The 13,153-nt window shown below is 71.1% G+C and carries 5 protein-coding genes; 1 reads left to right on the top strand and 4 read right to left on the bottom strand.

The genetic code is table 11. From position 1 onward, the window contains the following. Positions 1-19 precede the first annotated feature (19 nt). The gene (locus tag G6N64_RS03165) at positions 20-1,321 is read left to right on the top strand and encodes a serine/threonine-protein kinase (RefSeq protein ID WP_163795565.1); all 1,302 of its coding nucleotides are present in this window, start codon (positions 20-22) and stop codon (positions 1,319-1,321) included. Between the two features lie 85 nt (positions 1,322-1,406). Here the strand turns inward: G6N64_RS03165 and G6N64_RS03160 are convergent, their stop codons facing one another. Genes G6N64_RS03160 through G6N64_RS03145 form a run of 4 tightly spaced genes read right to left on the bottom strand, consistent with a single transcriptional unit; the run spans position 1,407 to position 13,106 of the window. Then, entirely contained in the window at positions 1,407-4,661 is a 3,255-nt protein-coding gene (locus G6N64_RS03160) for an arabinosyltransferase domain-containing protein (protein WP_246230908.1), read from the bottom strand. Next, positions 4,658-7,924, bottom strand: a complete 3,267-nt coding sequence (locus G6N64_RS03155; protein WP_246230907.1) for an arabinosyltransferase domain-containing protein — start codon at positions 7,922-7,924, stop codon at positions 4,658-4,660. Before G6N64_RS03155 ends, G6N64_RS03160 begins: the two co-directional genes overlap by 4 nt. A gap of 56 nt (positions 7,925-7,980) precedes the next feature. Continuing rightward, positions 7,981-11,250 carry an arabinosyltransferase domain-containing protein gene (locus G6N64_RS03150; protein WP_163795563.1) on the bottom strand — a complete coding sequence of 1,090 codons (3,270 nt, stop codon included), beginning with the start codon at positions 11,248-11,250 and terminating at the stop codon, positions 7,981-7,983. Beyond that, entirely contained in the window at positions 11,247-13,106 is a 1,860-nt protein-coding gene (locus G6N64_RS03145; protein WP_174266746.1) for a galactan 5-O-arabinofuranosyltransferase, read from the bottom strand. The genes G6N64_RS03150 and G6N64_RS03145 overlap by 4 nt, the downstream gene beginning before the upstream one ends. Between the last annotated feature and the right edge of the window lie 47 nt (positions 13,107-13,153).

Below are 13,153 nucleotides of genomic sequence, written 5' to 3'. Positions count from 1 at the left end.
CCGCACTAGGATTCGCCCCATGCCGCTCGCCGAGGGTCACGTGATCGCCGGCTACACCATCGTGCGGTCGATCGGCGTCGGCGGTATGGGCGAGGTGTACCTGGCCCGTCATCCCCGGCTGCCACGCCACGACGCTCTGAAGGTGTTGGCCGCGACCGTGTGTGCCGACGACGAGTACCGCGAGCGCTTCACTCGCGAGGCCGAGATCGCGGCCACGCTCTGGCATCCGCACATCGTCGAGATCCACGACCGCGGCGACGTCGACGGCCGGTTGTGGATCGCGATGGCCTACGTCGAGGGCACCGACGCCGGCGAACTGCTGAAGCGGTATCCCTCGGGCATGCCCACCGACCTGGTCGTGCGGCTCGTCACGGCGGTGGCCCAGGCACTGGACTACGCCCACCAGAAGGGTCTCACCCACCGCGACGTGAAGCCGGCCAACGTCCTGCTCGCCAACCCGGGGGTGGACGGCGAGCGAATCATGCTGGCCGACTTCGGGATCGCCCGCCGCGCCGACGACACCAGCAACCTGACCGGCACCAACATGACGGTCGGCACCGTCGCCTACGCCGCCCCCGAGCAGCTCACCGGCGAGAAGGTCGACGGTCGTGCCGACCAGTACGCGCTGGCGGCGACCGCGTACCAGTTGCTCACGGGCAGCCCGCCGTTCCAGCACTCGAACCCGGCCGTGGTCATCAGTCAGCACCTCACCACCGCGCCACCCCCCATCGGCTCCAAGCGGCCCGAGTTGACCTCTCTGGGAACGGTGTTCGACAAGGCCCTCGCCAAGGCGCCCCGGCAGCGGTTCGAAACGTGTGTCCAGTTCGCCGAGGCCCTGGCGCAGCGCGTCGGGACGCAGGGCCGCAGCGGTCCGCGGCACGCCCGGGTGCATGCCGCGCCGCCACCTCGCAGCCGCCGGACGGCCGTGGTCGCCGGTGCGGCGGTCCTGGTCGCGCTGGTCGTTGCCGGGGTGGCGTTCCTGGCGTTCGACGACCGGCGGGAGCGCCGGCAGGTCACCCAGGCGGAGGGCCGGGTGACGCTGCCGGTGGTCGTGGTGGGCGCCGACTGCGAAACGCTGGGCGCCGCGGGCCGCACCGAGCGCGGCGCACCGGCGTACTGCGCGCACATGCCGTCGACCGAGTCGGCGCTGTGGTCGCTCTACCCCGGTGAGATCACCGCGCCCACCATCGAATCCGCCGCGAGCGACGGCCCGCCCGTGTCGGTCTGCATGGAGCAGACCGGTGCCGGCCGGGACGACTGCCGCGACGACATCACCCGGGAGAACACCGATCCCGCAGCGAACGACGTGCCGGGCACCTGACCCTCGCTGCCGCGGGGCGTCGTGGTCAGACGCCCGCAGCGACGCCCACGCAGATCTCGCGGGCGGTACGACGGGAATGCCGCACCTACGGCTTGATCCGGATCTTCCCGGGGCTGTACAGCCCGCTGTGCGTGGCGGTTCCGAGGTCGATCTGAGCGGGAGTCGCGTCGACGACGGTGTCGAAGCGGCGCAGCGAGCCCCAGTCCTGACCCCAGTCCTGCGACAGGTAGGTCGACATCACCGAGGCGCGCAGCAGGACGTCCGTGATGCCGAGGAGGCCACCTTCGAGTCCGTTCTGCCACGTGTCGGTGCTCTGCAGCTTGGCGTTGAAGTCCGGCGAGATGCGGAACTTCGGGACCTCGGTGACGCCGTTGGCGTGCAGCATGGGCTGCTGGCACGGGAATGCCAGTCCGACCGCCCAGTCCATCAGCACCGGCTGGGTGGACCCGACGTACTCCTGGACCGACCGCACCTCGGGCACGCGGGGCGGGGTGACGGCGACCCAGTCGCCCTGGCTCAGGGAGAGGTCCTCGGCGACCACGCGCACCGCGACGGCGTCGGCGGGGATCTGGTCGCGCGGGTAGCGCAGGTTCCGCCACGCGGGCGTCGGCCCGACGTCGTAGGGCGCCACGCGTCCCGCGGGCACCGGGGCGCCGTCCGGACCGGCCGTGGCGTACTCGAGTTCGACCAGCTGACCGGAGTCGACGCCGTCGGTGACGCTGCGACCGGCGATCGTGCCGGCGGCGGTGACGACGACGAGCGGGTGCGCGTCGTCCGCCGCCGGCAGTCCGTACCACGCCGACGTCAACTTGCTCACCTGTTGTGCCGCAGTCGAATACGTTCCCGCGATCGGCACCCGGGCCGGGTCGAGGCCGTAGGGCAGCGGCACCGTCGAACCGTTGACCCCGGGCCGCGCGAGACGGATCGGGCGGGTCCAGTCGTAGTCGGTGCCGGGCTGCGGATTGTTCTGCCGGATCGCCTCGGCGATGATCCGGTCCGGGACGCCGTTGGGCGAGAAGCCCGACGCGCCGATGCCCCCGAGGGGGCCGAGGGGTCCCCAGGGGGTTTGACCTGGGCCACCGGGCAGCGCCGACAGGAACCCGTCGTTCGAGTCGGGTTCGACCAGGACGTCGTCGGCCATCCCGCATCCACCGACGAAGGCGCGCACGTTGGCCCAGCCGTTGGAGTACGTCGGGTACTGCCGCACGACACCGACGATCATCGACGCCATCGACACCAGGACCATGAAACCGGCGGCCAGCGGGATCGGGGCCGCGGTGAGCCGGTCGACGAGGCGCGACTCCTGGCGGTTCGACAGATGCAGCCAGAACGCCCAGGCCGCCGCCACGGCGAACAGTACGAAGAACACCGTGCTGACGGTGACCCCGCCGAGCTTGGGGACCGAATTGTTGAACGGCACACCGAAGTTGGAGACGTACCACCAGCCGTTGGTCGAGGCGAAGCACAGGGCCAGCACGAAGAGGACCAGCGAGAGGAACGTCATCCGGTTGCGCGCCGACCGCAGCACGACCGGTGACACCAGCACCGTAGCCAGCGCCGCCATTGCCGCGCCGACGGCGGCGAACAGGCCGAAGTGGTGAATCCACTTGGTGGGCGTGAACATCAGGAAGAAGATGGTCCCGAAGATGACGCCCATCAGCCGCCACGCGGGACCGCGGGCCACGCCCGGCACTCGCTTGCGTCGCAGCATCAGGAACAGCGACGGGAACAGGCACATCGCGGTGAACAGGAAGGCGACGCGGCGTTCGATCGCGCCGTCGGTCGTGGGCAGGATCAGGTAGTAGTACCGCAGGTTCTCGGTGTACCACTCCTGGCTCGGGCCGATGGCGGTGCGAATCCTGGTGGCCTCCAGCACCGTTGCGAGCGTCTGGTCGGCGAACACCACGGTGAGCACGATCGTCCCGGCGGCCAGCAGCGGCAGCACCAGCGCCCAGGTCCCGACGAGCCGGCGCCTGCGCATCACGATGCGCAGGATCGGACGACCGCCCGCGACCAGCGCTGCCACGGCGATGAGACCGGTCGGCTGGATCCCCAGGGTGAATGCGGCGGTGGTGATCGCGAGCGCCGCCGGGGTGAGCCGGCCGGAGGTGATCGCGCGCTCGATCAGGACGTAGGTGATCAGTGCGCCCGTGGCGATCTGGCCCTCGGGGCGCAGGCCGTTGTTGAACGGCATCCACGCGGCGATGAGCACCAGACCCGCCGACCACATCGCGGCGCGGCTGGTGAGAACGGCCGGCCCGAGGCGGGGCAGCACCTCCCGGGACAGCAGCAGCCAGCAGACCAGCGAGCAGATGAGGTCGGGCAGGCGGATGAAGAGGCTCGCGTCGCTCACCCGGGTCATCAACGCCAGCAGGTTGTAGTACCAGCCGAACGGGTCCTCGGGGCTGCCGAACCAGCGGAAGTAGTTCGACATGTAACCGGCGTGGTCGGCGACCCGCGCCATGCCGAGGATGTAGCCGTCGTCCGACGAGTTCGCGCCGATCACGTACCAGAGCGCGAAGCCGCCGACGACGACGGCGTCCACGGGGCTCGCCGTCCGCCAGCGCGACGGGATCAGCCGGTGCATCCGCCGCCCGTCGGCGCGGTCCAGACGCCAGAGTGCCAGCAGCGCAATGACGGTCGACACGATCGCCAGCAGCATCGCCGTCAGCTTTAGCGCGGTCGGATGCGAGGTGAACCGGGTGTCGATGGTGGCCGAGAACGTCAGGCCGGGCGGCGCCGGTCCGGTCAGGTCGGTGAACACGCCGACGATCGCGGGCCGCAGGTTCGGGTCGGCATAGCCGCTGCGGGTGGGTGATCCGTCCGGCTTCGTCAGACCGACGAAGTCGGCGAACGTGCCGTCCTGCGTCGAGGTGATGTCGATGCTCGAGCAGCCGGGGGCGCCGCCGGGCGGTCCCGCCACGCGGTCGCGGGCGACGCTCGCCACCACGACGTTGCGCACGATGACGTCGACGCGGCCGCTGCCGGCTCCCGGCTCGGCGGGGGTGACGTTGACCAGCATCGCGTTCAGCGCGGCGTCGCGACCCCGAGCAGGTGCGGTGCCGAGGATCAGGCCGCCCTTGGCGGGCAGCGTCCGGACGATCTCGCACGGCACGGTCGCGGTCAGGTCCACCGGCGACAGCGTGATCAGCGGTGCCGTCACGTTGCCGAACTGCCCCTGCTGCGGCCAGTTCAGCGTCGCGGTGGTCTGGGTGACCGGCAGCAGTGGCGTGGCGACGGCCATCACGAAGCCGATGAGGCCGGCGATCGTCGCCACCCACCTGGCGATCGTGGTGTCCTCACGCACCGGTGACGTCGGGTCCTTCACCGTCGTGCTCACGGGAGGGCCCTGATCGGTCCCGGACGGCTCCAACCGAACACTCGCGTCGAACCCTCCTCGATGACGGCGGTCGGCGCGTCGTCGCGCGGGACCACCGGGATGTAGCGCTCGATCGAGCCCCAGTCGCGGTACCAGTCGTCGCGCAGATAGGTCGGGATCGCCGTCGTCCGCAGCAGTGCCTGGATGAACAGGAACGGTCCGCCGTCGGCAGCCGACTGCCACTGGTTCGACGAGACGACCATCTGCTTGAAGTTCGGGATGATCCGGTACTCGGGCAGTTCGGCGACGCCGAGGTGCTCGGCGAACGGGCGCTGGCAGGGGAAGTTCGCGGCGGTGGCGACGTCCATCAGGATGGGCGACTGCCGGCCCAGCAGGTCCTGGGCGGTCTCCAGGACCGGGACGCGCGGCGGCGTGAAGCCGAACCACTGGTCACTCGAGAGGTTCGGGTCGTCGGCGACGATGCGGGCGACGTTGGCCTCTGGGGGAGCGGTGGTCAGCGGGAACCTCAGGTTGCGCCACGCCCGCTGGTTGAAGACGTCGATCGGCTGCACCTCGTTGAGTGCCCGGTAGGAGCCGTCGGGGCGGAGTTCGCCCCACTGCAGCTTGAGGGACTGCCCGTAGTTGAACGAGCCGTCTTCCTCGTAGTACCAGATGGCGCCCACGGCGGCGACGCTGACGATGGGACGGTCGGGCGTGCGGGGTGGCAACTGGTACCAGGCGGAGGTTGCCTTGGCGGCGACCGAACCACCGTCGGCGCCGGGCTCGACGTAGCTGCCCATCACCGGGGTGCGCTCGGGATCGAGGCCGAATGGCAGGAAGATCCGGGACCCGTTGACGCCCTCGGGCCCGAATCCGCCGCCGGTGCCCGCGGCGTACCCGACGCCGATGTTGGGCTTGTCGACCGGTCCGTCGGAGTCCGGGGTGCCGGGGTTGCCGGCGATGGGCTCCGGCGGCTCGAGGGTGTCGCTGACGCCGTTGGGCGTGAAGCCGACGGGATCCTCCCCGCCCAGTGGTCCGTAGCGCCCGAAGCGCTGCCCCGGAACGGGTTGCAGCAGGCCGGCATTGGGGTCCGGCTCGGCGAGCACGTCGTCGGCCATGGCGCAGCTGTCCCTCGACAGGCCCGACAGGATGGCGTCGGCGTTGGCCTTGGCGGTGGTGTACGCGGGGTAGCGGCCGGCCGCGGCCTTGGCCATCGATCCGACCTCGAGCACCACCATGATGACGGCGACCACCAGCAGCGGGGTGGAGGCCAGGGCCCGGTTGCGCCCGGTGTCGGCGACCTCGGTGTGCCCGGCGTAGTCCATCCGGAAGTGCAGCCAGCCCGCGAGGAGGCCGCACGCGATCGCCAGCACCAGGAACAGCGTGGTGACGGGCTGCCCCGCGATGACCGGCTGCTTGTCGAACCACGGCACGCCGTAGTTGCCGACGTAGAACCAGCCGTTGAGTCCCGAGGTCGACCAGGCCAGGACGAACAGCAGCGCCGTCACGTAGAGGGCGAGGTTGCGTCGGCTGTGCAGCCCGACGCGTGCGAATGCGAACGCGGTGACGCCGCCCAGGGCGCCGGCCAGACCGGCGAACGCACCGAACTGCACCGCCCACTTGGTGGGCGTCAGCGTCAGGAGCAGCAGGCCGATGGCCGTGGTGCCGGCCAGCCGCCAGACGGGGCCGCTGATCGTGCCGGGCACGTTGCTGCGGCGCAGCAGCACCATGAGCAGCCCGAACAGGCACAGCAGCAGGATGAGGATCGCGAACCGGCGGGTCAGCGATCCGTCCACGCTGTCCTCGACGGTGAGGAAGTAGTAGCGCAGGAATTCCTGGTACCAGGGGATGGACGGCCCGACGGCGTACTTGATGCGGACCGACTCGGCGACGGTGGCCAGGGTCTGGTCGCGGAAGACGACGACGAAGATCAGGCCCGCGGCGGCGGCCAGCGGGATCAGCTGGGCCAGTAGTCCGTCGACAGGACGGCGGGCCGCGACGGTCCCGGCGACGCGGCGCCCGCCGACGAGCAGCGGCGCGGCGGCGATCAGGCCCTGTGGGGCGATCGTCACGCAGAACACGGCAACGACGATCGCCAGCGCGGTCGGCCACGACCGGCGGGTGCTGATCGCGACCTCCATCAGCACCCACACCGCGACGACGCCGAACGCGATGAGGGGCTCCGGCCGCAGGCCGTTGTTGAAGGGCAGCCATGCGGCGATGAACACCGCGCCCGCGGTCAGCATGGCCACCCGGTTGCCGCTGAGCCTGCGGCCGAGCCGGGGCAGGACGCACCGGGAGAGCAGCAGCCACGTCGCGATGCCGGCCAATGTGGCGGGTAGCCGCAGCCAGACACCCGCGGTGCTGATCGACGCGAGGTGAGCCAGCACCGACTGATACCAGTCGAAGGGCGCCTCGGCGGCGCCGAAGTAGCGATAGTAGTTCGTGACGTAGCCGGCCTCGCCCGCGACGCGCGCGATGGTGGTGTTGTACCCGTCGTCCGAGGTCGTCGCCCCGATGACGTGCCACAGCGCCAAGGTGCCGACGACGACGGCGTCGATGAGCCAGGTCGCCGCCCCGGCGTGCCAGAACCGTCGCCACGGCCGGGGCACGCGCCGCCCGGCGGTGCGGTCCAGCAGCGCCAGCGCGATCAGCGACGTCACCGTGGCCAGGACGCCCAGCACCATCAGGATGGTCTTCAGCGCGGTCGGCACCGAGATGAACCTGGTGTCGACGTCGATGCGGGCGCTCAGCCCGGGTTGTGCCGCCACCTCCAGGTCGGTGAAGACGCCCGCCACCTGTGGCTTCTTCTCGATGGGCACGGTGCCCGACGCTCCGGGGATGCCGACGAACTCCGCGCCGACGCCGCCGACGTCGGCTCGGACGTGCAGGGTGCTGCACGCACCCGACTCGACGGCCGGGCGGGGCGCCACCGCGGCGACGGTGTCGCGGAACGCCACGGTCACCAGGTCGGACGTGGCACGGACGAAGAGGCCGTTGCGCCCGGAGTCGATGCCCGCAGGCGGGATGGTGGAGAACACCAGGCCACCCGCGGCGGGCAGCGTCGCGACGGCCCGGCAGGGGATCGAGACGTCCAGGGCCAGGGGTGCGCCCGACACCAGCGGGGCGGTGACGTCCGTGACGAGCCCGTCCGGCCCGGGGCCTTGCGGCCAGAGGATGGTCGCGGTGGTCTGGCGGACGGGGAGCAGCGGGGTGAGTGCGCAGAGCAGAAGCCCGACGATGCCCGCGATGATCGCGACGAGTCTTACGGTCCGGGCGGGCACGACGCTCAAGGGTAAGGGACGGACTCGTGTCCCCTGCGTCGCCATGCGGCGAGCCGTCAAGACAACCGCAGCGGTGCGGGACTCCACAGCCCGCTGCGCGTCTCCGTGCCCAGATCGATGCGGGCGGACTCGGCTCCCGGGTACCACGGCACGAGCCGCTGCAGGGAGCCCCAGTCGCGGAACCAGTCGTCCTTCAGGTAGGTCGGCACCGGGCTCGCGCGCACCAGCAGCTCGGTGATGCCGAGCGGTCCGCCGCCCAGGTAGTCCATCACCGGAGAGTTGGCCTCGGCGCCGAAGCGATCGGGCAGGATGCGCCACCTGGGCACCTCGGTGACGCCGTTCTGGTGGCCGAAGGGGCGCTGGCACGGGAAGGCCAGTCCGACCAGCCAATCGAGGAGCACCGGGTCGCTGGAGCCGACCACCTCCTGCAGCGTCTGCAGTTCCGGGATCCGCGGGGTGGTGACGGCGATCCAGTGCGTGGGGGACAGGTCGTCGTCGCTCGCCGTCAGGCGGACCTGGGTGGCGTCGGACGGGATGGCCGACATCGGGGCGCGCAGGTTGCGCCACGCGGGAGCCGATCCCACGTCGGCGAAGGTGAAGACGCCGCCGGGTTCGTTGCGCTGGGCCTGCTCGTCGGTGGCCCACTGCATGGTCACCTCGCCGGGGTCGAAGCGGCCGGCGGCGGCGATGACGATCAGCGGCCCACGCTGGTCCGCCGGTGGCAGCCGGTACCAGGCCGACCGGAGTCGGGCCGGCTGCTGGATGCCCGAGCGCCAACTGCCCATCACGGCGACGCGTGCCGGGTCAAGGCCGTAGGGCAGCTGCGCCCGGGAACCGTTCAGGCCGGCCGCGGCCGTCGTGCCGCCCTCGGTGCCGGGTTCGCTCCCGGTGGACTCGGAGCCGTCGGACTCGGCGAAGTTGTCCGAGCCCTGGGGTTCGGTGACGGGGTCCGCGGACAGGTCGGACGGAATCCCGTTGGCGCCGAACGCCTGTGCGGTTCCCGCGCCGAGGGCGATGCCCGCGGGCGCGCTCACCGGCTGCAGCAGGCCCGCGTTCGAGTCGCGTTCCACGAGCACGTCGTCGGCCAGGCCGCACGTCTTCCCGGTGAGGGCCTCGAGGTTGGAGCGCCCGACCGACCAGGCCGGGTACTGGTCGACCATGGCGAGGGTGAGCGAGACGACCTCGAACATCACGACGAGCCACACGACGACCGCGAATGGCGCCTGCGCCACGCTCGACCATCGCCGCGGCTTGCTCGGTTGGGTGTCCGACCGTCCGGAGAAGTGCAGCCAGGCGGCGACCAGCAGCGCGACCACCGACAGGCCGAGCAGCAGCGTCGTGAAGCCGAACCCAAAGGCGGGGAAGGCATTCGACCACGGCACGCCGAAGTTCGACACGTACCACCACCCGTTCACGGTGGCGAAGGACAGCGCCGTGGCGAACAGGACGATCGCGGTGAAGACAGTGCGGTTGCGGCGGGACTTCATCGCCGCGGAGGCCACCGCGACGGCGGCCAGGGCGCCCAGCGATCCGGCGAGTCCGGCGAACACCCCGAAGTGGTGCGTCCACTTGGTGGGGGTGAACATCATGGCGAGGAAGGCGATGATCGTGATGCCGATGATGCGCCGGCTCGGGCCGAGCGCGGTGCCCGGAATCCGTCCCTTGCGCAACGTCATCGCGACCGACACCGCCAGCGCGAGCAGCAGTGTCAGCACCGCGAAGCGGCGCGCCACCGATCCGTCCGGGCTGGTGGTGAACAGCCGCTCGTAGCGGATGTGCTCGTCGAACCAGGCCAGGCTCGGCCCGACGGAGGACTTGAAGCTGCTGGCCTGCAGTTCGGCGGCCAGGGTCTGGTCGCGGAAGATCAGGAAGATGGTGACGGTGCCCGCCGCCGCGATCGGCGCCAGCAGCGCGAGACGGCCGAACCGCGACGTGTGGGCGGCGACGATGGTCTTGAGCGGGCCGATCGCGACGAGCAGGGCGCCCACCGCGGCGATGCCGGTCGGACCGGAGAACAGGGTCAGCGCGCCGATGATGAGCGCGATCGCGACGGGAAGCAGCCTGCTGGTCGCGACGCCGCGCTCCACCGAGCACCAGGTGAGCAGAATGCCGAGCGCGATGATCGGCTCCGGGCGCAGGCCGTTGTTGAGCGGCAGCCAGAACGCCAGGAACATGCCCGCCGCGGTCCACGCCGCCACCCGGCTGTGCTTGACCGCGTGGCCCAGGCGTGGGATCACCTCCCGGCTGATCACCCACCAGCAGGCCAGGCCGATGAGCAGCGTCGGCAGTCGCATCCACACGCTGGTGGTGCTGACGTGCGCCCACACGGCCAGCAGGTCGTAGTACCAGCCGAACGGCGCCTCCGGGGTACCGAACCAGCGGTAGTAGTTGGCCATGTAGCCCGCGTTCTCGGACACGCGCGCCATGGTGAGGATGTAGCCGTCGTCGGCGGTGTTCGCGCCGACGAAGTGCCACCACACCATGACGACGGTGACCAGACCGTCCAGCGGCGACAGCGACCACCACCGCGGCGGCAGGATGCGTCGGTGCCGGACGCCGTCGGCGACGTCGAGGCGGTGCAGCGCGCCGAGGGAGATCACCGTCAGCACCACGCCGAGGACCATTGCGAGCGTCTTGAGCACCGTGGGCGAGGTGCTGTAGCGGGAGTCCACGGTGGCGGTGAAGCGCAGTCCCTCGGGTGCCGGGCCCGCCAGGTCGGTGAACACGCCGACGATCTGCGGCCGGAAGTCGTACCCGCCGCGTTCGCCGCGCAGCGGTTCTGCGGCGGCGGTCGCGTCCCCGTCGTCGGGTGTCTGCGTCAGGCCCACGAACTCGCCGGTGATCTTGTCCGCGTGCGCGGTGAACGTGATGCGTTCGCAGGCGGGGCCGAGCACCTGGCGCAGTGGCGCGCTGACCACGGGCGTGTTGCGGACGATCAGCAGCACGTCGTCGCCGACGCGCTCGATCAGCAGTCCGCGGTCGATGGCCTTGGGTGCCTGTTTGGGGACGGTCGACAGCAGGACGGTGCGCGATCCGGTGAGGCCCGCGGCAGTGCTGCACGGGATCGAGACGTCCATGCCGGTGGGGACGTAGCCGATCAGGGGGGCGTCGACGCTGGTCAGGACGCCGTTCTGCGGCCAATTCAGTTCGGCGGTGGTCTGCGTGACGGGGAGCAGCGGGGTGGCCACGGCCAGCAGCACGCCGAGGAGGCCGGAGACGATGGCGATGAGTCGCGCGGTGCGGTGGCTCGACAGCCCCGCGGATCCCTCTCGGCTCACGGCGCTTGATGTTAGTGCGGTCCCCGGTGGGGTCGCCTCGCTGGTCACTTGCGGATGGCCAACACGAACGGCCCGACGTCGGTGGTGTCCCAGCGGGGGTCGTCGAAGAGCGCGGCTTCGAGGGTCACCTGGTAGCGGCGCACGTTGGGCTGGTTGGGGTAGACGTCGCTCGCGAGCCGCAACGTGTACGTGTCGTTGGCGCCGTGCCGCATCAGGAACACCGTCGGCGGCTGCCACGGCATCCCGTCCAGGGAGGCGATCAGCTCGTCGGGACGGGTCAGCGTGGCCCAGTCCTCGATGACGGCCGACCTCTCGTCGAACTGCGCGAGCGGATTGGCGTAGTGCGAGGTGAGGCCCTGGAAGCCGTAGTAGGGGTAGAAGGCCAGGAACCCGAAGTCGGCGGTCATGACGACCGTCTCGTTGCGCGGCCGGCCGGTCGCCGCGGTGATCCGGGCGTCGACGTCGGCGTAGTAATGCTCGGCGCCGGGCGGCCTGCGGTCGGCGCGCTGACCGGACCCGTCGGTGTCGGTGTACGCGACGGCGATGTCGGTGCGCAGCACGTCGGGGATGTCCTGGCTGAAGGTCATCGCGCCGATGGCGCCGAGCACCGTCGCGCCGGCGACCACCCGTCGGCCGGTGGCGGGTTGGTAGCGCGCCACCATCGCATGGGTGGCGTGCAGGAAGCCGAACACCCCGGCCGCCGTCAACAGCACCGACAGGGTCGGCTGCAGGCGGAAGGACAGCAGGGTGGTGCCGGCGAGCGTGGCGACCATCGACAGCAGTGACCACCCGTAGACGGCCAGCACCGCGATGGCGAGGGCGCCCGCCCGTGTCGAACTGCGGGCGTAGACGACCAGCCACAGCGTGCCGAGCAGGCACAGCGCGCCCAGCAGCGTGAAGGACAGCATCGGGAAGGTGAGCTGGGCTCCGTCGGCGGGCAGGTAGTGCTGAGCGGTGCCGCTGTCGGCGGGTGCCCCGCGGGCGGCGGCGAGCAGATACGGGCCCCAGCCGATCAGGGCGATGGCACCGGAGAGGACGGCGATCACCGCGAGCCGGACCAGCGGGTCCCAGTGCCTACGCGCCACCGCGAGCAGAACCGCCATGAGCACCAGCGTGAACGCGGCGTACGCCAGCAGCAGCGTGTAGAACAGCGCGGCCAGCCCGAGGAACAGTCCGACCCCGACGACCGCGGCCCACCCGCCGGATCGGGTCCGTCCGCGCAGCCCCGACCACGCCAGTACGAAGATCGGCGGGAGCAGGACGGTGATGATCGCCGCGTACGGTTCGGTCGACGCGTAGGCCAGCGTCGTCGCGGCAGTCGCTGTGGCGACGATCAACGCGTGCTCGAAGCGGACCATCGCCGACCACAGCGCCAGCGCGACGGCGACGGCCACGGCGATCGAGATGACCGACCACGGCTTGAACGCCTCCCACGCGGGCATGCCCGAGAGGTCGGCCATGCGGCCACCGAGCCAGAACCAGCCCGGCGGGTAGTACGGCGGCAGCCCGATGTAGGTCATGTCGCGCGGCACCGCGGAATCGGCGAGCCGGGTCAGGTACTCCGTGCGGAACTGCTGGTCGACCGAGACGCCGAAGAGGTAGAGCTTCGTCGCGCCCAGCGGCATCGCAAGCGTCACCACGGTGAACGTCGACAGGAAGAACGCGCCCGCGACGCGTGCGAGCCACCGCCGCCCGCGGCGCCACAGCCAGCCCGCGGCGAAGATGCCGGCGAGCGCACCGAATTGGCCGACGGTGGTCAGCGCGTGCAGCTGGTTGCTCGAGTTGAAGGCCGGCCACTCGACGCGGGAGATGGCGACGAGGCCGACGACCGCCACCACCACCGCGATCGCTCCGGCACCGGCCATCGCCGCCGCGGACCGGCCCGCCGTCTTTACCATCCCCATCCGCGGTTGGCTCACCTCGGTTCTCGCTCGCGTGGAGTGGTCGAGGG

This window comes from Mycolicibacterium sediminis (assembly GCF_010731735.1).
In the GTDB taxonomy this organism is placed as follows: Bacteria; Actinomycetota; Actinomycetes; order Mycobacteriales; family Mycobacteriaceae; genus Mycobacterium; species Mycobacterium sediminis.
The sequence above is the reverse complement of the archived record's forward strand: the minus strand, read 5'-3'. Positions and strand labels throughout refer to the sequence as shown.